We start from the raw sequence: 18,961 nt of genomic DNA, 5'->3' as shown, positions 1-18,961 counted from the left end.
CCCGACGATCACGGTGCGCCCGCACCACCCCCGACCGGGGCGTCGTCCGCGGGGGGCACCTCGCGCGGCGCCAGGGACGCGAAATCACCGGTGTCGCCGAGGCGTACGAGAAATGGGCGCAGACGGGTGTAACGGATCGCGGTGATGGAACACGGTTCCACGGAGATCCGCTGGAAGAGGTCGAGATGAAGTCCGAGCGCGTCCGCCACGAGCGACTTGATGATGTCGCCGTGCGAGCACATGAGGTAGAGGGCGTCGGCGCCGTGGTCGCGCTCCACGCGCGCGTTCCACTCCCGTACGGCCTCGGCGGCGCGGGTCTGCATCGCGCGCATCGACTCGCCGCCGGGGAACGCGGCCGCCGAGGGGTGGGCCTGGACGACCTCCATCAGGGGCTCGCCGCTGAGCTCGGCGAGCTTGCGGCCGGACCAGTCGCCGTAATGGCACTCGCCGATCCGCTCGTCGGTGTGCGCGGTGAGTCCGGGCCTGGCGTCCAGGAGGGGCTGGAGGGTCTCCTGGCAGCGTTGGAGAGGGCTGCTGACGATCTCGGCGAGGGGCAGCGCGGCGAGCCGCTCGGGCAGCGCGGCGGCCTGCGTCCGGCCGCGCTCGTCCAGGGCGACACCGGGTGTCCACCCGGCGAGCAGTCCCTCGGTGTTGGCGGTGGATCGTCCGTGCCGGACGAGGATCAGCGTGGGCATGCGGCCCAGGGTAGGCGCACGCGCGTGTGCGCCGGCGGGCGAGTGACGGGAGAATACGCACCGTGATCGTGGACTGTGCCGTCTACCGCGACGGGCACCGCACCGAGGGCCCCGACGACCTGTCCGACGCCCTCGCCGAGGCGCGGGCCGCGGGCGGGTTCGTCTGGATCGGGCTGCACGAGCCGTCGGAGCGGGAGTTCGCTCTCGTGACCGAGGAGTTCGGGCTCCACCCGCTGGCCGTCGAGGATGCCCTGAAGGCCCATCAGCGGCCCAAGCTGGAGGTCTACGACGACTCGCTGTTCCTCGTCCTGAAGCCGGTGGTGTACGAGCCCAGGAGCGACCGGGTGTCCAGCGGCGAGGTCATGCTGTTCCTCGGTGACTCCTTCGTGGTGACCGTCCGGCACGGCGAGGGCGCCCCGCTGAAGGCCGTACGGCGCCGTCTGGAGCAGGAGCCCGACATGCTGCACAAGGGCCCCACAGCGGTGCTCTACGCGGTCTCGGACGCCGTCGTCGACCACTATGTGGAGGTCGCGACCGAGCTCCAGACGGACCTGGAGGAGCTGGAGGCGGAGGTGTTCTCGCCGGACGGGGGCGGCGGCTCGCGGCACACGGCGTCGCGGATCTACACCTTCAAGCGGCAGATCCTGGAGTTCCGCCGGGCGACCGGCCCCTTGGCGCTGCCGCTGACCCGGCTGGCGGGGCTCGGCCAGTTCGGTGGCTCGGTGCCGTTCGTCAGCGAGAAGGCGCGGCCCTTCTTCCGGGACGTCAACGACCACCTCACGCGCGTGAACGAGTCCGTGGAGGGCCTGGACCGGCTGGTGTCGGACATCCTGTCGGCGCATCTGGCGCAGATGAGCGTCCGGCAGAACGACGACATGCGGAAGATCTCCGCGTGGGCGGCCATGGCCGCGATCCCCACGATGATCGCGGGGATCTACGGCATGAACTTCGACCACATGCCGGAGCTGCACTGGGTGTGGTCGTATCCGGCGGTGATCGCGCTGATGGCCGCCCTGGAGGTCCTGCTGTACCGGACGTTCAAACGCCGCGGCTGGCTCTAGATTCTCGGGGTCAGGCGAACTCGGGGGCCGCGGTGGCCGGGCCGCCGAGCGCGTCGCGCCGTTCGGGCATCTTCAGGGACACCATCCGGCGCCAGCCCGCGGCCCGTTCGTAGGCGTACACGGCGTGGATGCCCGCGGCGAGGACCGCCGATCTGGCCCTGGTCCAGCCCAGGATGCGGCCCATGTGGGCCATGACGGCGAGGCTGACGTCCCGGTAGACGCGGATCTCGGCGAGGGCGCACTCCCTGAGGATGCGCTGGATGTCCCGGCCGTGGCCCGCGCGCGCGAAGCGCAGCAGCTCCTCGTGGCAGTAGGCGAGGTGGTTGTCCTCGTCGTTGGAGATCATCTTCACCGCGCGGCCGAGTTCGGGGTGGTCGGCGAAGTGCTTGCGCAGCAGCTCCATCTGCTCGGAGGCGCGCTGCTCGGTGACGCGGCTGTGGGCGAGGTAGGTGACGATGTCCCGCACGGTCAGCGGCTGGTCGGCCTTGAGCTTGTCGTGGGCGAGACCGATGCCGTGCTGCTCCAGGAGCATCGTGTAGTCGGTCTCGGGGGGCACCGGGGCGGGGTCGAGGCCGCGCTTCTTCATCAGGGCGTTGAAGATCCGGCCGTGTTTGTCCTCGTCGGCGCCGTGCCGGGTGATCTTGGGGGCGAGTTCGCGCTCGCTCTCCGGGACGAGCGCGGCGATGCGGGCGTTCTCCCAGCCGCCCTGGGACTCGCCGCTGGCGGCGATGGAACAGAACAGGCGGAAGGAATCGTCGTTGTCGAGGATCTCGGTGAACAGACTCTTGGCCGAAAGCATCGTGGGCACCTCTCTGCGGGGCTCCGCGGCACTCCGCGAAGAACGAGTCAAATGCGGCGAGAGAGGTGCTGCAACAGCTGTGTCGGACAACTCCGCCAAAAGGAGGACCCACGGGGTCACGTCGGGGGCGTAACCCGGCGGGCACGCGCGCGTTGTTCTGCGTGACGGCCGTGGCGGGGAAGACCCCCGAGCCCCCACCACGGCCGCAGAAACTTTCCGGCCTCCTGCTGCCGGTGTTACGCGAGTCCGGCCGACTCCAGGGCCTCGGCCCCGGCGCGGAGGGCGGCGATCCGCTCGTCGAGCGTGAACCCGGCGGGGGCGAGGCTCATCGAGGTGACACCGGCCGCGGCGTACTCCTTCATCCGGTCCGCGATACGGTCCACCGAGCCGAGCAGCGTCGTCTGGTCGATCAGGTCGTGCGGGATCGCGGCCGCGGCGCCCTGCTTGTCGCCCGCCAGGTACTTCTCCTGGACCTCGGCGGCGGCCGCCTCGAAGCCCATGCGCTGGGCGAGCTGGTTGTAGAAGTTCTGCTTGGCGCTGCCCATGCCGCCGACGTAGAGCGCGGTGTAGGGGCGGAAGGTGTCGGCGAGGGCCGTCACGTCCTTGTCCTCGCCCAGGGCGAGCGGCACCGTCGGGTGGACGTCGAAGCCCTCGAGGGTCTTGCCCGCCTTCTCCCGCCCGGCCCGCAGGTACTTGATCGTGGTCTCCTCCAGGTGTGCGGCGGAGGGGAAGATCAGCAGGGCGCCGTCGGCGATCTCACCGGTCTGCTCCAGGTTCTTGGGGCCGATCGCGGCGATGTAGAGCGGGATGTGCTCACGCTCCGGGTGCACGGTCAGCTTGAGGGGCTTGCCCGGGCCGCCGGGCAGCGGCAGCGTCCAGTGCGCGCCCTCGTACGACAGCCGCTCGCGGGTCATCGCCTTGCGCACGATGTCGACGTACTCACGCGTGCGGGCCAGCGGCTTGTCGAACTTGACGCCGTACCAGCCCTCGGAGACCTGCGGGCCCGAGACGCCGAGGCCGAGGCGGAAGCGGCCGCCGGAGAGCGAGTCGAGGGTGGCGGCGGTCATCGCGGTCATCGCCGGCTGGCGGGCCGGGATCTGGAAGATGGCCGAGCCGACGTCGATGCGCTCGGTCTGCGCCGCGACCCAGCTGAGCACGGTGGGCGCGTCGGAGCCGTAGGCCTCGGCGGCCCAGCAGACGGCGTAGCCGAGGCGGTCGGCCTCCTGGGCGACGGCGAGATTGTCCGCGTCCATTCCGGCGCCCCAGTAACCGAGGTTGATGCCGAGTTGCATGGCCGATTCCCCTTACCGATCAGTAACGTCCCTTGTGGGCCGACCTTAGCGCGGGGTCATGGATCGGGGCAGTTCGCGGTCGTGTTCTTCCGCCCACAACAACGCCCGTGGCGATCACGGAAACTGGTTGTCCACAGGCCCCCACACCACTGGTTCAGGCCAGTAATGTCGGCGCTCATGGAGCAGAGGCATCTCGGCCGTACCGGCCTGCGTGTGTCCCGTATCGGACTCGGCACCCTCACGTGGGGCAGGGACACCGACGAGCACGACGCCGCGGACCTCTTGAAGACGTTCTGGGAAGCCGGCGGCAGCCTCGTCGACACGGCCGACGTGTACGGCGACGGGGAGGCGGAGTATCTGCTCGGACGCCTCATAGAAGGGCTGGTCCCGCGCCGGGACCTGGTCATCTCCACCAAGGCGGGCAGCGTCCCGGACCCGGACCGCCGCGTCGACGGCTCGCGCGGGCATCTGCTCTCCGCGCTCGACGCCTCGCTGGCCCGGCTCGGCACGGACTACGTCGACGTGTGGCACGTACACGCCCATGACCCCGACACCCCGCTGGAGGAGACCCTCCAGGCGCTCGACCTGGCGGTCGGCAGCGGGCGGGCGCGCTATGCCGCCGTCTCCAACTTCTGCGGCTGGCAGCTCGCCAAGGCCGCGACCTGGCAACTGGCGGCACCGGGCACCCGGACCCGGCTGGCCGCCACGCAGCTGGAGTACTCCCTGCTCCAACGGGGCGTGGAGCGCGAGGTGCTGCCGGCCGCGCTGGACCTGGGCATCGGCCTGCTGCCCTCCTCGCCGCTGGGCCGGGGGGTGTTGACGGGCAAGTACCGGGGGGACGCCACGCCCTTCGACTCGCGGGGCGCCTCCGAACATCTGGCGCCGTTCGTCGAGCCGTACCTCGACGACACGGCGAGCCGCATCGTGGACGCCGTGCAGACCGCGGCCGACGGGCTCGCGGTGACCCCGCTCCAGGTGGCCCTCGCCTGGGTCCGCGACCGGCCCGGGGTGACCGCGCCGATCGTCGGCGCGCGCAACGCGCAGCAGCTCACGGCGGCATTGTCAGTGGAGGCCCTTAGTCTTCCTGACGAGATCTGCCGGGCGCTCGACGATGTGTCGGCGCCCGTGCACCGCTATCCCGATCACGACTGGAGCACGCTGTGAGCACGGAGCCGGGGCCCACGGAGGAGACCGAGCCGAGCACGCCGGAGCCCGCTGAGGACACCGCGTCCGAAGGCGCCGAGGGCGACTCGGCCGAGGGCGCCGACGAAGCAGCCGCCGAGGCCTCCACGGCCGACGGTGAGCAGGGCGCGGGCGAGCCCGCTCCCCAGCTGTCCGAGGCCGAGGCCGAGCTCGCGGCGCAGAAGCTCGAACGGGAGCGGATCGAGCGGCGCAAGGCCGAGAAGCAGGGGCCCGTCGAGGCCGGGGCGAAGCTCAGCGGGAAGGCCGCCGATCTGCTCGCCGCCGTGCGGGCGGTGGAGAGCGGCGCCAAGCCGGTGGCGGCGGTCTTCAGCGAACCCCAGGCCCCCCGCAGGCCCGCCCCGGAACCCGTGCGCCGCCCCCGGCCCGTCGCGGCGGACGCGCCCACGGCCCCCGCCGCCCGGACCGTCGAGTCCGTGCGGAGCGTACTGGCCGAGGGCGGCGCCCCTGAAGCACTCGTCCCGCAGGTCGCCGCCGGCCTCGGAGAGGGCGCGGCCGAGCAGTTGCGCGCCGACCCCTGGCAGTTGCTGCGCGTCACCGGCGTACGGCCGGAGCAGGCCGACGGGTTCGCGCGGGCACTGCTCGGCGCCGAGTGCGGCCCGGACGACGAGCGCCGCGGCCGTGCCGTGACCGTCTGGCTCCTGGAGCAGGCCGCGCTGGCCGGGCACACGGCGCTCGAACTGCCCACGCTCGTCGCCGCGCTGGGCAAGCAGGGCGTGCCGGACGCCGACGCCGCCGTACAGAACACCCTCGCGGAGGGCGAGGCGCTGGTGTTCCAGGACGCCCTGGACCCCCGGGCCCCGGAGCCCGAAGGGGAGGACGAGGAGCGGCCGGTGCGGATCCTGGTCGGTCTGGAGCGGTACGCGCTGGCCGAGGAGAGCCTCGCCGACGGCCTGGGCCGGCTGATCAACTCGGCGCCGAAGCAGGACGGTTCGGCCGAGGACTGGGAGCATGCCGCCGCCTCCGCGCCGGGTTCGGCCGGTGAGCTGATCCGCGCGGTCGGGGGCCACGGCCTGGTCCTGCACACCGGCGGCGAGGCGTCCCTGGCAGAGCCGGCGGCACTGCTGCGGGCGGCGCAGCGGCTCGGCCTGCGCGCCTGGGCGGCGGCCCACGGCTCCCTGGGGCGCGACCGTTTCGCGGCCCTGGTGTCCGAGGCCGAGAGGACCACCGTCGTCACGGTCGGCGGCCTGCTCTCCGGCGCCGAGGGCCCCGGCCGGGACAGCGACGGCGCCCTGGACCTGGACCTCCTCGTCGTCCTGGACGCACCCCAGCTGGACGTGGAGACGGCGGCGCTGCTCACGGAGTCGTTGCCGGACGGGGCGCGGCTGCTGCTGGCCGGCGATCCGACGGTGCTGTGGTCGGCGGGTCCGGGCCGGGTCTTCGCCGATCTGCTGGCCGCGCGGGTCTGTCCCCAGGTCGCCTCCCGGCTCCCCGACCCCGGGCCGCTCGGTGAGCTGGTCTCCGGTATCGGCATCGGCGAGCTGAACCAGGTCGAGGCGCCCGGCAAGGAGATCGTGATCGTGCCGGTGCGGGACGCGGGCGAGGCCGTGCACCGGACGGTGCAGTTGGTCGCCGACTCCGTGCCCCGGGCGATCGGCGTCCCGCCGGAGGACACCCAGGTCATCACGCCGGGCCACGGCGGCGCGGCGGGCACCCGCACTCTCAACGCGGCTCTCAAGGAACGCCTCAACCCGGGCCCCGGCCGCTTCGGCGGCTTCGACCCCGGCGACCGCGTCGCCTACTCCCCCGCACCGGGCCGCACCGTGCCGGGCCAGGTGGTGAAGGCCGACGCCGAGGGCCTGCATCTGACCTGCGCCGGCGAGGACTTCGTCGTACCCAAGGATCGAGTGGAACAGTCCCTGCGGCACGGCTGGGCCCTCACGGCACACCAGGCAGCGGCGGGCCGCTGGCCGGCGGTGGTCGTGGTCCTCCCGGGCGACGCGGCGCAGTCCCTCACCCGCCCCTGGGTCTACACGGCCTTCGGCAGAGCGTCCCGCCACCTGTCGGTGGTCCACGGCGCGGAACAGGCCCTCCCGAGGGCAGTAGCCGAAATCCAGCCGAAGCCCCGCACGACCCGATTGCCGGTACTGATCAGCCCACAGCTGGGCCAACCCACCTAGGGGCGCGGGGCACTGCGCGACGAGCCCCCACCGCCCCGCAGTCACGCACCGACCGAAGCCCCCACGTCGATCCGTGCAAAAGAACTGCGGCGGTCACGGAAGCCGAACCTCCGTGACCGCCGCCGCTCAAGCCCAGCGCAGCGCAGCGCAGCGCAGCGCAGCTAAGCGTGCCGCTCCAGATCCTCGTCCTCATCCAGATCCGTATCGAGCTCGTCCAGCTCGTCGTCGATCTCCTCGTCGAAGACCGCGCTCACATCGAACCGGCACACCACCTGCTGCGGATCCACACCCTCGAACGGCTCCTCCAGCCACTCCCCGGGATCGGCCGCTTCGTCCGCCGCCGTCACCCAGAGCGTGGAGTCGCCCTCCTCAAGGCCGAACTCCTTGTGCCGCGACGCGATCTCGTCCGGCTCGTACTCACCGAACAGCAACCCCAGCGCCCCGTGCACCGTGCCGGAGGCCTCCGCGTCGGAGTCCGCCGCCTCGATGCGCTGGGCCTGCGCCAGCAGCCGCTGCGGCTCCGCGACCGCGTAGTCACGGCGGATCAGCACACTCAGCGCGTTGGGTTCCTCGGGGCCCGCGTACGGAGGCAGTTCTTCCTCCCCGCCGGGGATCTCGAAGGGCGTCACCTCGTCATAACGGTCGTAGAGCAGCTCGTCGTACGCCTCGGCGGCCGCGGCGAGTTCGTTGAACGCCTCGTAGACGGCCTGGTCGTCCTCCCCCGACCGGCGTTCGACCGCGGCCAGGTGGCGGTCGAGCGCGGTCTTGACCGCCTCGGCGGCGGCACGTACCTCGGCAGCGGTGGGCTGCACAGCATCAGACATAGTGCAGACGCTATCCGTACCGAGCCCCAGCCCGCACAATAGATGCGATGCCGGAATACGAATTTGTCGACGTGTACGTACCGCGCGGGGTCTCCCGCAAGGACGCCACACGTCTGCTGACGGACCATGCCGAGTACGGACACTGGGAGTTGGACCGCCTGAGCCTGCTGCGTGACGGAAGCCGCAGGGTGCGGCTGCGCCGCAGGATCATCCGCCAGGTGCGTGCCACTTGGTGAGGTGAGGCCAGGGAAACGGAGCGGGCCCCGCAGCTGCGGGGCCCGCTCCGTTCTGTGTGTGATCCATCACGCCGCGGCGCGTGCCTTGCGGTAGAGCACCGCGCCCGCCAGCAGCGCGCCCGCGCCGACCGGCAGGGTGAGACCCAGCGGGAGGTCGCTGCCCGTGTGGGCGAGCTGGGCGGAACCGAGGGGCTGGGTGACGGTCTGTGTCCCCGGGTGGCTGCCGCCCGAGGGTCCGCCACCCGGCGTCTCGACACCCGTGGCGGGCGGCGTGCCCGGGGTGCCGGGCAGTCCAGGTTCCACCGGGTTCCCGGGATTACCAGGGGTGCCGGGAGTACCAGGGTTCCCAGGGGTACCGGGGTTCCCAGGGGTACCGGGGTTCCCAGGGGTACCGGGGTTCTCAGGCGTGCCAGGGTTCCCAGGCGTGCCGGGAGGCGGCGTCTGGTGGTCCCCGCCCCCACCGGGCGGCGTGCCCGGGTGGCCACCCCCGTGACCACCCCCGTGATCACCGCCGTAGCCGCCACCGTTGCCGCACTCGTTGCCCGTGGTGGAGTTGCCGACCCCGATGACGTCGACGCTGTTGCCGCAGACGTTGACCGGCACGTCGATCGGCGCCTCGACATGGTTGCCGGAGCCGACGCCCGGCGAGTCCGAGGCGTGCCCGCCGGACGACGAACCGCCCCCGGAGCCTCCGTGTCCCCCATGTCCGCCGTGCCCACCGGAGTCCCCGTACCCACCGGAGCCGTGTCCACCGGAGCCGGACGAGCCGCTCTGGTTGGCGCACCTGTTGCCGGCCGCCGGGTTGAGCACCCCGACGACGTCGACCGTGTTGCCGCACACGTTCACCGGCGCGTGCACCGGCGCCTGCACCGTGTTGCCCGACAGCACGCCGGGTGAGTGGGAAGCTGAGCCGCTCGCCCCCGAGTCGGCGTGGGCGGCGCCCCCGGCCGCGGCGATCACGCCCGTGGCGGCCGCCACCGTCATCAGGCCTTTGCGGGTGACCTGTCGCATTTCCTGAATTCCCCCTGCCTTCGTTTCCGACCTGCGATCCTCGTGAAAAGACCGGTCGGCCCCGGAGCGCATGGCGCGCGCTCCGAGGCCGACGGACGTGAAATTGACCCTCAGTGGATCGGCGTCACTTGTTGATGCAGGTGTTGCCGAAGGCGGGGTTCAGCACGCCGATCACGGAGATCGTGTTGCCGCACACGTTCACCGGGATGTGCACGGGCACCTGGACGACGTTGCCGGACAGGACACCCGGGGAGTGCACGGCAGCACCCTGGGCACCCGCGTCGGCGACAGCCAGGCCCGCGCCGGCGAGAACGAGGCCACCGGTGGCAGCCGCAGCGGCGACGACCTTCTTGATCATTATTCCTCCTTGTTGGCAAAAGCGATCTCGTGTTGCCGATCGCATCACCTGTAACGAGGAGGGAGTAATGGAGCTACGAGCTTATGAGCGCATTCACCCTTCTCAGTCGCACTCGTACGCGCGCCCGATAAGCAACGTCAAGTTCAGGACGCGTCGATGAAACGGTCCAGCACCCGCACGCCGAACTTCAGCCCCTCCACGGGCACCCGCTCGTCGATGCCGTGGAACATGCCCGCGAAGTCGAGCTCCGGCGGCAGCTGCAACGGCGCGAAGCCGAAGCAGCGGATGCCGAGGTCGTCGAAGGACTTGGCGTCGGTGCCGCCCGAGAGCATGTAGGGCACGGCCTTCGCGATCGGGTCCTCGGCGCTCAGCGCGGTCTGCATGGCGTCGACGAGCCGGCCGTCGAAGTCGGTCTCCAGCGCCTTGTCGCCGTGCACGTCCTCGCGGCGCACGCGCGGGCCGAGGATGCGGTCGAGGTCGGCGAGGAACTCCTCCTCGTAGCCGGGCAGGAAGCGACCGTCGACATGGGCGGTGGCCTGGCCGGGGATGACGTTGACCTTGTAGCCGGCGCCGAGCATGGTCGGCGCCGCCGAGTTCTGGAGCGTCGCGCCGACCATCTTGGCGATGCCGCCGAGCTTGGCGAGGGTCTCGTCCATGTTCTCGGGGTCGAGCTCGGTGCCGAGGGCGTCGGAGAGCTCGTCGAGGAAGGACCGCACGGTCTTGGTGACCCGCACCGGCCACTTGTGCCGCCCGAGTCGGCCGACGGCCTCGCACAGCTCGGTGATGGCGTTGTCGGTGTTGGTCATCGAGCCGTGGCCGGCGGTGCCGTCCACGGTGAGCCGCATCCAGTGCATGCCCTTCTGGGCGGTCTCGACCAGATAGAGCCGCAGGTTCTCGTTGACGGTGAAGGAGAACCCGCCGACCTCCCCGATCGCCTCGGTGACGCCCTCGAACAGGTCGGGGTGCTTGTCGACGAGGTACCGGGCGCCGTACGTGCCGCCGGCCTCCTCGTCGGCGAGGAAGGCGAGGACGATGTCGCGCGGGGGCTTGCGCCCGCTGCGCAGCCGGTCGCGGACGACCGCGAGGGTCATCGCGTCCATGTCCTTCATGTCGACGGCGCCCCGCCCCCATACGCACCCGTCCGCGACCTCACCGGAGAACGGGTGGTGGGTCCAGTCCGCCGCGTTGGCCGGTACGACGTCGGTGTGGCCGTGGATGAGCAGCGCGGGCTTGGAGGGGTCCTCGCCCTCGATGCGGGCGACCGTGGAGGCGCGCCCCTGGTGCGATTCGAAGATCTGCGGGTCGAGGCCCACCTCGGCGAGCTTCTCGGCGACGTACTCGGCCGCCTTGCGCTCGCCCGGCCCCGAGTGGTCGCCGTAGTTGCTGGTGTCGATCTGGATCAGCTCGCGGCAGAGGTCCACGACCTCGTCCTCGCCGGTGACGTGCCTGGTCGTGTCCGTCCCGCTCACGCTGCTTCCTCCCGCTGTACCTGCTGGTGGTTCCCCTCATCCTCTCTCTCCGACCGGCTTCGCCCAAGACCGGACCCGGTCCGTCACACGCCGTTCACGCGGGAGCGAGGGGGTGATCGGGGCACCTCGAAAGCCTGGTAATGTTTCCTCTGTCGCCGCGAGGGAAACCCCGCACGACAGACACCTTGTCCGGGTGGCGGAATGGCAGACGCGCTAGCTTGAGGTGCTAGTGCCCTTTATCGGGCGTGGGGGTTCAAGTCCCCCCTCGGACACCAGCTGAAACCCCTGTTGATCAGGGGTTTTTTGCTTTTCTCGCAACCTTCGTGAAATCTCCGCCGCCAGGTCGGCAACCTCCGCGCCGTCCGCGGTGACCAGTCCCTGACACACAGCACCATCCAGCACCCCCCTTCAGGGACGAACAGGGATGAAGCGGATGAGACGAGCACGTGCACGTTCCCCGAAGCTGTACGCCGCGATGGCAGGGCTCGGCCTGGTGGCCGCGGCCGGCACTGCCTTGGTGATGCCGGAGGCCTCCGCGGCCACCCCGGGCGCCACCGGCTACGCGACACAGAACGGCGGGACCACCGGCGGGGCGGGCGGGACGACCGTCAAGGCCACCACCGGCACCCAGATCCACCAGGCCCTGTGCGGCCGGGCCAGCAGCAGCACCCCGATCACCATCCAGGTCGAGGGCACCATCAACCACGCCAACACCAGCAAGGTCTCCGGCGGCAGCTGCAACACCGCGGACGGGGTGATCGAGCTGAAGCAGATCAGCAACGTCACGCTGGTCGGCGTGGGCAGCGGCGCCGTCTTCGACCAACTGGGCATCCACGTCCGGGAGTCCAGCAACATCATCATCCAGAACGTGACCGTCCAGAACGTCAAGAAGTCGGGCTCGCCCACCTCCAACGGCGGTGACGCCATCGGCATGGAGAGCGATGTCCGCAACGTCTGGGTCGACCACGTCTCGCTCCTCGCCTCCGGCGGCGAATCGGAGGGCTACGACGGCCTGTTCGACCTGAAGGCCAACACCCAGTACGTCACGCTGTCGTACAGCACGCTGCGCAACTCGGGCCGCGGTGGGCTCATCAACTCCAGCGACAGCGATCTCACCAGCAGCTATGTCACGTTCCACCACAACCTGTACGAGAACATCGACTCCCGTGCGCCGCTGCTGCGCGGCGGTACGGCGCACATGTACAACAACCACTACGTGAGCCTGAACGAGTCCGGCATCAACTCGCGGGCCGGCGCGAAGGCGAAGGTGGACAACAACTACTTCGAGGACTCCAAGGACGTCCTCGGCACCTTCTACACCGACCTCGCCGGGTACTGGCAGGTCAGCGGCAATGTCTTCGACAACGTGACCTGGTCCTCGCCCGGGGACGAGAACAACCCGGCGGGCCCGAACCCGGTGTCCAACACCTCGGTGAGCATCCCGTACGCCTACACGCTGGACCAGGCGTCCTGCGTCCCCGCGATCGTGGCCAAGACGGCGGGCGCGGGCAAGGGCCTCGCGGTGTCGGACGGCAGTTGCACGGCGACGACCCCCACGCCCACCGCCACGACGACGCCCACGGCGACGCCCACCGCGACCGCCACCGCGCCCACCGGCACCAACCTCAGCATCGGCGCGGGCTCCGACGGCTCCAGCAAGGCCGACGGCACCAGCTACGGCAACGTCCGTGACGGTGACACGAGCACCTACTGGTCGCCGAGCGGCTCGACCGGCAGCGTCTCCATCAAGTGGGGCTCGGCCACCACCGTCTCGAAGGCCGTCATCAAGGAGACCTCGGCCGCTGCCGGCCGCATCGGCTCCTGGCAGGTCCTCAACGGCGACACCGGCGCGGTGCTGACCTCGGGCACGGGCGCGGGCACGATCTCCTTCGCCTCGACCTCGCTGAAGAAGCTCACCTTCGTGATCAGCAGTGCGAACGGCACCCCACAGGTCGCCGAATTCGAGACGTACGCCCAGTAAACAAAAGCACCAACTCCGCCTGTTCTCGGAGCTCTTGGGTGATGTGGGGCATGTCTCGTCCACCGCCGGGTTCCGCAGGTCAGACGGTGTGAGGCCCGTTCGGGTAGCCACCCGGACGGGCCTCTCCGGTGGCTGCCCCAGGAGCCCGGACCTAGCGTCGTACTAAAATTTCCGGCTTGTTACGAGCTGGCCCCGGACAACCCCAGGCAGACCTGCGGGCCCGCCAGCGCCCGGAGGGCTCTCCGGATCGAGACGCGAGGACCGATGGCAGCCATTCACGAGAGCAGTGCTCTCGGCCTGCTCGACGAGGAGATCCGCGAGCGGTTCGGGGACACGGCACGTCTCTCCGGGGGGCCTGCGGCCTCTCCGCGCACGCTCGTCGACATCTTCGACGCGTCGGTGCGCGCCTGTCCCGACGAGCCCGCCCTGGACGACGGCACGACCTGTCTCACCTACCGTGCGCTGGCCGTCGAGGTGGAGCGGCTGCGGCGCCGGCTCGCGGAGGCCGGGGTCGGGCTCGGGGACCGGGTGGGGGTACGGGTTCCGTCCGGGACCAATGATCTCTACGTCGCCGTTCTCGCCGTACTGGCCGCCGGTGCCGCCTATGTGCCGGTGGACGCCGAGGATCCCGACGAGCGGGCCGAGCTGGTGTTCGGGGAGGCGGAGGTACGGGCCGTCATCGGGGCGCGGCACGAGCTGACGGTCACCGGGCGCGGAGAGACACCCGCCGCGCGGCCCGGGGTCGAGCACGACGCGTGGATCATCTTCACCTCCGGGTCCACCGGGAAGCCCAAGGGTGTCGCCGTCAGTCATCGCAGCGCCGCCGCGTTCGTGGACGCCGAGGCGGCGCTGTTCCTCACCGACGAGCCCATCGGTCCGGGTGACAGGGTCATGGCGGGCCTGTCGGTCGCCTTCGACGCGTCCTGCGAGGAGATGTGGCTGGCGTGGCGGTACGGGGCCTGTCTGGTGCCGGTGCCGCGTGCGCAGGTCAGGAGCGGAGCCGATCTCGGGCCCTGGCTGGTCGAGCAGGAGATCACGGTCGTCTCCACGGTGCCCACGCTCGCCGCGCTGTGGGAGCCGGAGACCCTCAACGACGTACGGCTGCTGATCTTCGGCGGTGAGGCCTGCCCGCCCGAGCTGACGCAGCGGCTGGTGACCGAGGGGCGCGAGGTGTGGAACACCTACGGGCCGACCGAGGCGACCGTCGTGGCCTGCGCCGCGCTGATGACCGGCGAGGAGCCGATCCGGATCGGACTGCCGTTGCGCGGCTGGGAGTTGGCGGTCGTCGATGAGGCCGGGGAGCCCGTCCCCATGGGCGCCAGTGGGCAGTTGGTGATCGGCGGGGTTGGGCTCGCCCGCTATCTGGACGCCGAGAAGGACGCGGAGAAGTACGCGCCGCTGGAGTCGCTCGGCTGGGAACGCGCGTACCGCAGCGGGGATCTGGTGCAGGCGGAACCCGAGGGGCTGGTGTTCCTCGGGCGGGCCGACGAGCAGATCAAGCTCGGCGGGCGGCGGATCGAGCTCGGTGAGGTCGACGCCGCGCTCCAGGCGTTGCCGGGTGTCGCCGGTGCCGCGGCCGCCGTACGGACCGCGCGCAGCGGTAATCAGTTGCTGGTCGGCTATGTCGTCACGCAGGACGGCTGGGACCAGGCGACGGCCGTGGAGAAGCTGCGGGCCGAACTGCCCGCCGCGCTGGTGCCGTTGCTCGCGCCGGTCGACGAGCTGCCGACGCGGACGAGCGGCAAGGTGGACCGCAACGCGCTGCCGTGGCCACTGAAGAATCTGGAGACCGCAGGTCCGGCCGAGCAGTTGTACGGCACCGAGGCCTGGCTCGCCGAGCAGTGGGCGGAGATCCTCGGTATCCCGGTCACGAGCGCGTCCGACGACTTCTTCGCGATCGGCGGCAGCAGTCTCGCCGCCGCGCAGCTGACCACGCGCCTGCGCACCCGTTACCCGAGCGCGGCCGTCCTGGACATCTACCAGCAGCCGGTGCTGCGGAAGTTGGCCCGGCGCCTGGAGAAGTCGGCGCAGGACGACGGCGGCACGCGGTTCGTGGAGCCGGTTCCGGTGCGCGCGAAGGCGCTGCAACTGCTGCTGCTGGTGCCGCTGTTCACGCTGCTGGGGCTGCGCTGGACAGTGGTACCGGCCGCGCTGGGCAACGTACTGCCGTACGCCTGGCTGCCGACGGCGCCCTGGTGGCTGGTCGGGGTCCTGGCGCTCGTGCTCTTCAGTCCGCCGGGGCGGCTCGCGATCGCCGCGGGCGGGGCGCGGCTGCTGCTCAGGGGGCTCAAGCCGGGGCGGTACGCGCGCGGCGGGAGTGTGCATCTGCGGCTGTGGACCGCGGAGCGGCTGGCCGAGTTCAGCGGGGCGAGTGGACTGACCGGGGCGTGGCTGGAGCGGTACGCCCGGGCGCTGGGCGCCCGGATCGGCCCGGACGTCGATCTGCACTCGCTGCCGCCGGTGACCGGCATGCTCAAGCTGGGCCGGGGCGCTGCCGTGGAGTCCGAGGTGGACCTCTCCGGCTGGTGGCTGGACGGCGACCGGCTGGAGGTCGGGGCGGTCAAGGTGGGCGCGCACGCGGTCGTCGGGACCCGCAGCATCCTCTTCCCGGGCGCGCGGGTCGGCAAGCGGGCCGAGGTCGCGCCGGGTTCGGCGGTCGCCGGACAGATCCCGACGGGCCAGCGATGGGCGGGCGCACCCGCGGTGAAGCTGGGCAAGGCCAAGCGGAACTGGCCGAAGGAGCGGCCGCGCAAGGGCACCTACTGGCGGGTGATGTACGGCGTGACCGGCTTCGGGCTGAGCGCGCTGCCGGTGCTGGCGGGGGCGGCGGCGTTCGGGGTGGGCCGGGTGTTCTTCACGCCGGACGCGCCGCTCACGGGGGCCGCGTCGGCTCTCGTACCGGCGACGCTGGCCTTCGGGGCGGCGTACGCGCTGCTGATCCTGGTCGCCGTACGGCTGCTGAGCCTCGGGCTGCGGGAGGGGACGCATCCGACGCACAGCCGGGTCGGGTGGCAGGCGTGGACGGTGACGCAGCTGATGGACCGGTCGCGCGAGACGCTGTTCCCGCTGTACGCCGGGCTGGTCACGCCGGTGTGGCTGCGGCTGCTCGGGATGCGGATCGGGCGCGGGGCCGAGGTGTCGACCGTGCTCGCGCTGCCGAGCCTGACGACGGTCGGTGAGGGGGCGTTCCTGGCGGACGACACGCTGACCGCGCCGTACGAGCTGGGCGGCGGCTGGATGCGGATCGGGCGGGCCGAGATCGGGCGGCGGGCGTTCCTCGGGAACTCGGGGATGACCGCGCCGGGGCGGTCCGTGCCGGACGGGGGTCTGGTGGGGGTGCTGTCGGCGACGCCGAAGAAGGCGAAGAAGGGCAGCTCGTATCTGGGGCTGCCGCCGGTGCGGCTGCCGCGCAGTGCGGCCGACGGTGACCAGAGCCGGACGTACGACCCGCCGGCGCGGCTGCTGTGGGCGCGCGGCCTGGTGGAGCTGTGCCGGATCGTGCCGGTGTTCTGCTCGGCGGCGCTCGGGGTGCTGACGGTGGCGGCGCTGTGCGCGCTGGGCGGGTGGGCCTGGGCCCTGTCGGGCCTGGTGCTGCTCGCGGCGGGCGCGGCGGCGGCGCTGCTGTCGATCGTCGCGAAGTGGCTGCTCGTGGGGCGGCACCGCAGCGGGGAGCATCCGCTGTGGAGCTCCTTCGTGTGGCGCAACGAGCTCGCGGACACGTTCGTCGAGGTCGTGGCGGTGCCGTGGCTGGCGGGTTCGGTGCCGGGGACGCCGCTGATGACGGCGTGGCTGCGGGGGCTCGGGGCGCGGATCGGCAAGGGTGTCTGGGTGGAGAGCTACTGGCTGCCGGAGACGGATCTGGTGACGCTGGAGGACGCGGCGACGGTGAACCGGGGCTGTGTGCTCCAGACGCACCTCTTCCACGACCGGATCTTGCGGACGGATACTGTGGTCCTCCGTGAGGGCGCGACGCTGGGTCCTGGCGGGATCGTGCTGCCCGGCAGCATGATCGGGGCCCGTACCACCCTGGGTCCCGCGTCGCTCGTCATGGCCGCGGAGTCCGTTCCGGACGACACCCGTTGGCTCGGCAATCCGATCGAGGCATGGCGTCCCTGAGCGCGGGCCACTCGGAGCCCATGGGCGACACTCTGAGTGGCAGTACGGCGCAGGGAGCAGAAGAGGCAGTGGCGGTTCAGCAGGCGGCGGGGTCCGACCCCTACTTCCCGGACAACGGTGACGCGCGGTACCGGGTGCACCGGTACGAGCTCGCGCTGGACTACCGTCCGGGCCCGAACCGGCTGTCGGGGACGGCCCGGATCAACGCCATAGCGGGCCGTTCGCCGCTCACCGAGTTCGTGCTCAATCTCGCCGACTTCAGGATCGGCCGGGTGCGGGTGGACGGGCGGCAGCCGCACTACACGCACCGCGGCGGCAGGCTGCGCGTCCGGCCCGCCAAGCCGGTGCGGCCGGGAGCGGCCTTCACCGTGGAGGTGCACTGGTCGGGCAACCCCAGACCGGTCAACAGCCCGTGGGGCGGCCTGGGTTGGGAGGAGCTGGAGGACGGGGCGCTGGTGGCGAGCCAGCCGATCGGGGCGCCCTCCTGGTACCCGTGCAACGACCGCCCGGCGGACAAGGCGTCGTACCAGATCTCGATCACGACACCGTCGGCGTACGCGGTGGTCGCGGGCGGCAGACTGCTGACCCGTACGACCCGTGCCTCCACGACGACCTGGGTGTACGAGCAGGCGGCGCCGACGTCGAGTTATCTGGTGGGGCTGGCGATCGGCAAGTACCAGACGGTGCTGCTGGGCGATCCGGGGCCGGGCGGGGTGCCGCAGCACGGGCACATCCCGGCGCAGCTGCTGCCCGAGTTCTCCCGGGACTTCGCGCGTCAGCCGCAGATGATGGACCTCTTCCAGGAGCTGTTCGGCCCGTACCCGTTCGACGAGTACGCGGTGGTGGTGACGGAGGAGGAGCTCGATGTGCCCGTGGAGGCACAGGGGTTGTCGCTCTTCGGCGCCAACCATGTGGACGGGGCGCGGGGTTCGGAGCGGCTGGTGGCGCACGAGCTGGCGCACCAGTGGTTCGGGAACAGTGTCTCGATCGCCGACTGGCGGCACATCTGGCTCAACGAGGGGTTCGCGAAGTACGCCGAGTGGCTGTGGTCGGAGCGCTCGGGCGGCCGCAGCGCCCAGCAACTCGCCGCCGCCGCGCACCGGTTGCTGTCGGGGCTGCCGCAGGACCTGCGGCTGGCCGACCCGGGCCGCAAGTCGATGTTCGACGACCGGCTCTACGAGCGCGGCGGGCTGACCCTGCACGCGGTGCGCTGCGCGATGGGCGACGAGCCCTTCTTCCGGATGCTGCGCGGGTGGGCGGGGCTGCACCGGGGCGGGGCGGTGACGACGACGACGTTCACCGCGCATACGGCGCGGTTCGCGCCCGAGCCGCTGGACGATGTCTTCGACGCGTGGGTGTACGGGGCGGCCTTGCCTGCGCTGCCGATGCCGGAGACACGGGCGGCCGGTTAGAGAATGGGTGCCATGAGCGCGCGTACCTGCCCCTGTGGCCTGTCCCAGCCCTACGACGAGTGCTGCGGGCGGTATCACTCCGGTGCCGCCGCGCCGACCGCCGAGGCGTTGATGCGGTCCCGGTACTGCGCCTTCGTGCGGCTGGACGCGGGGTATCTGCTGCGGACGTGGCATCCGCGGACGCGGCCCGGGCGGCTCGACCTCGATCCGGGGACGCGGTGGACGGGGCTGGAGATTCTGGGCACGGGTGACGGGTCCGCCTTCCACCACACCGGGACCGTGGAGTTCCGGGCGTCGTACGCCGGGGGATCGCTGCACGAGCGCAGTCGGTTCGAGCGGGTGGACGGGGCCTGGGTGTACGTCGACGGGGAGTTCCCCGCGTAGCAC

At 71.5% G+C, this 18,961-nt stretch carries 15 protein-coding genes and 1 tRNA gene; 9 read left to right on the top strand and 7 right to left on the bottom strand.

Annotated elements, in window-relative coordinates:
* Positions 1-8: 8 nt before the first annotated feature.
* Positions 9-695 carry a histidine phosphatase family protein gene (locus tag ACIHIX_RS20170; protein ID WP_399957775.1) on the bottom strand — a complete coding sequence of 229 codons (687 nt, stop codon included), beginning with the start codon at positions 693-695 and terminating at the stop codon, positions 9-11.
* Positions 696-757: 62 nt separating this feature from the next.
* Between ACIHIX_RS20170 and corA the strand changes: the two genes are divergently transcribed.
* Positions 758-1,756, top strand: coding sequence for a magnesium/cobalt transporter CorA (corA, locus tag ACIHIX_RS20165; RefSeq protein ID WP_399957773.1), 999 nt, complete (start codon positions 758-760; stop codon positions 1,754-1,756).
* Between the two features lie 10 nt (positions 1,757-1,766).
* Here corA and ACIHIX_RS20160 read toward each other — a convergent pair whose 3' ends face one another.
* Complete coding sequence (locus ACIHIX_RS20160) at positions 1,767-2,555, bottom strand: ferritin-like domain-containing protein (protein ID WP_399957770.1); 789 nt, start codon at positions 2,553-2,555, stop codon at positions 1,767-1,769.
* Positions 2,556-2,791: 236 nt separating this feature from the next.
* Positions 2,792-3,847, bottom strand: a complete 1,056-nt coding sequence (locus ACIHIX_RS20155; RefSeq protein ID WP_399957767.1) for an LLM class F420-dependent oxidoreductase — start codon at positions 3,845-3,847, stop codon at positions 2,792-2,794.
* A gap of 177 nt (positions 3,848-4,024) precedes the next feature.
* Between ACIHIX_RS20155 and ACIHIX_RS20150 the strand changes: the two genes are divergently transcribed.
* Both ACIHIX_RS20150 and ACIHIX_RS20145 read left to right on the top strand, forming a co-directional pair.
* Positions 4,025-5,011 (top strand): aldo/keto reductase, encoded by a 987-nt coding sequence (locus ACIHIX_RS20150; RefSeq protein ID WP_399957765.1) that lies wholly within the window; start codon positions 4,025-4,027, stop codon positions 5,009-5,011.
* Positions 5,008-7,167 (top strand): helix-hairpin-helix domain-containing protein, encoded by a 2,160-nt coding sequence (locus tag ACIHIX_RS20145; protein WP_399957762.1) that lies wholly within the window; start codon positions 5,008-5,010, stop codon positions 7,165-7,167. The genes ACIHIX_RS20150 and ACIHIX_RS20145 overlap by 4 nt, the downstream gene beginning before the upstream one ends.
* Positions 7,168-7,328: 161 nt before the next feature.
* Here ACIHIX_RS20145 and ACIHIX_RS20140 read toward each other — a convergent pair whose 3' ends face one another.
* Positions 7,329-7,991, bottom strand: a complete 663-nt coding sequence (locus ACIHIX_RS20140; RefSeq protein WP_399957760.1) for a hypothetical protein — start codon at positions 7,989-7,991, stop codon at positions 7,329-7,331.
* A gap of 47 nt (positions 7,992-8,038) precedes the next feature.
* Here ACIHIX_RS20140 and ACIHIX_RS20135 point away from each other — a divergent pair, with 47 nt between their 5' ends.
* On the top strand, positions 8,039-8,227 hold the full coding sequence (locus ACIHIX_RS20135; protein ID WP_005485166.1) for a DUF5703 family protein: 189 nt from the start codon (positions 8,039-8,041) through the stop codon (positions 8,225-8,227).
* A gap of 66 nt (positions 8,228-8,293) precedes the next feature.
* Here ACIHIX_RS20135 and ACIHIX_RS20130 read toward each other — a convergent pair whose 3' ends face one another.
* The 3 genes from ACIHIX_RS20130 to ACIHIX_RS20120 form a co-directional block, all read right to left on the bottom strand.
* Positions 8,294-9,238 carry a chaplin family protein gene (locus tag ACIHIX_RS20130; protein WP_399957757.1) on the bottom strand — a complete coding sequence of 315 codons (945 nt, stop codon included), beginning with the start codon at positions 9,236-9,238 and terminating at the stop codon, positions 8,294-8,296.
* A gap of 124 nt (positions 9,239-9,362) precedes the next feature.
* Positions 9,363-9,596 (bottom strand): chaplin ChpH, encoded by a 234-nt coding sequence (gene chpH, locus ACIHIX_RS20125; protein WP_399957754.1) that lies wholly within the window; start codon positions 9,594-9,596, stop codon positions 9,363-9,365.
* A 143-nt stretch (positions 9,597-9,739) separates the two neighbouring features.
* Positions 9,740-11,065 carry a M20/M25/M40 family metallo-hydrolase gene (locus ACIHIX_RS20120; protein ID WP_059196582.1) on the bottom strand — a complete coding sequence of 442 codons (1,326 nt, stop codon included), beginning with the start codon at positions 11,063-11,065 and terminating at the stop codon, positions 9,740-9,742.
* A gap of 187 nt (positions 11,066-11,252) precedes the next feature.
* Between ACIHIX_RS20120 and ACIHIX_RS20115 the strand changes: the two genes are divergently transcribed.
* The 5 genes from ACIHIX_RS20115 (at position 11,253) to ACIHIX_RS20095 (ending at position 18,958) form a co-directional block, all read left to right on the top strand.
* Positions 11,253-11,340 (top strand) — tRNA-Leu (locus ACIHIX_RS20115).
* Between the two features lie 158 nt (positions 11,341-11,498).
* Positions 11,499-13,046 carry a polysaccharide lyase family 1 protein gene (locus ACIHIX_RS20110; RefSeq protein ID WP_399957750.1) on the top strand — a complete coding sequence of 516 codons (1,548 nt, stop codon included), beginning with the start codon at positions 11,499-11,501 and terminating at the stop codon, positions 13,044-13,046.
* Positions 13,047-13,310: 264 nt separating this feature from the next.
* Entirely contained in the window at positions 13,311-17,162 is a 3,852-nt protein-coding gene (locus ACIHIX_RS20105) for a Pls/PosA family non-ribosomal peptide synthetase (protein ID WP_399957747.1), read from the top strand.
* 68 nt (positions 17,163-17,230) lie between these two features.
* The gene (locus tag ACIHIX_RS20100) at positions 17,231-18,574 is read left to right on the top strand and encodes a M1 family metallopeptidase (RefSeq protein ID WP_399957744.1); all 1,344 of its coding nucleotides are present in this window, start codon (positions 17,231-17,233) and stop codon (positions 18,572-18,574) included.
* A 12-nt stretch (positions 18,575-18,586) separates the two neighbouring features.
* Positions 18,587-18,958, top strand: a complete 372-nt coding sequence (locus ACIHIX_RS20095) for a YchJ family protein (protein ID WP_399957741.1) — start codon at positions 18,587-18,589, stop codon at positions 18,956-18,958.
* The last annotated feature ends 3 nt before the right edge of the window (positions 18,959-18,961 follow it).

Source organism: Streptomyces sp. NPDC051913, from assembly GCF_044593635.1.
GTDB lineage: Bacteria > Actinomycetota > Actinomycetes > Streptomycetales > Streptomycetaceae > Streptomyces.
Note: the sequence above shows the minus strand (reverse complement) of the source record. Positions and strands in the feature narration are given on the sequence as shown.

Coding starts and splice junctions, on each gene's coding strand:
- ACIHIX_RS20170 (WP_399957775.1), bottom strand. CDS start 695: ATGCCCACGCTGATCCTCGTCCGGCACGGACGATCCACCGCCAACACC.
- ACIHIX_RS20160 (WP_399957770.1), bottom strand. CDS start 2,555: ATGCTTTCGGCCAAGAGTCTGTTCACCGAGATCCTCGACAACGACGAT.
- ACIHIX_RS20155 (WP_399957767.1), bottom strand. CDS start 3,847: ATGCAACTCGGCATCAACCTCGGTTACTGGGGCGCCGGAATGGACGCG.
- ACIHIX_RS20150 (WP_399957765.1), top strand. CDS start 4,025: ATGGAGCAGAGGCATCTCGGCCGTACCGGCCTGCGTGTGTCCCGTATC.
- ACIHIX_RS20140 (WP_399957760.1), bottom strand. CDS start 7,991: ATGTCTGATGCTGTGCAGCCCACCGCTGCCGAGGTACGTGCCGCCGCC.
- ACIHIX_RS20135 (WP_005485166.1), top strand. CDS start 8,039: ATGCCGGAATACGAATTTGTCGACGTGTACGTACCGCGCGGGGTCTCC.
- ACIHIX_RS20130 (WP_399957757.1), bottom strand. CDS start 9,238: ATGCGACAGGTCACCCGCAAAGGCCTGATGACGGTGGCGGCCGCCACG.
- chpH (WP_399957754.1), bottom strand. CDS start 9,596: ATGATCAAGAAGGTCGTCGCCGCTGCGGCTGCCACCGGTGGCCTCGTT.
- ACIHIX_RS20110 (WP_399957750.1), top strand. CDS start 11,499: ATGAGACGAGCACGTGCACGTTCCCCGAAGCTGTACGCCGCGATGGCA.
- ACIHIX_RS20105 (WP_399957747.1), top strand. CDS start 13,311: ATGGCAGCCATTCACGAGAGCAGTGCTCTCGGCCTGCTCGACGAGGAG.
- ACIHIX_RS20095 (WP_399957741.1), top strand. CDS start 18,587: ATGAGCGCGCGTACCTGCCCCTGTGGCCTGTCCCAGCCCTACGACGAG.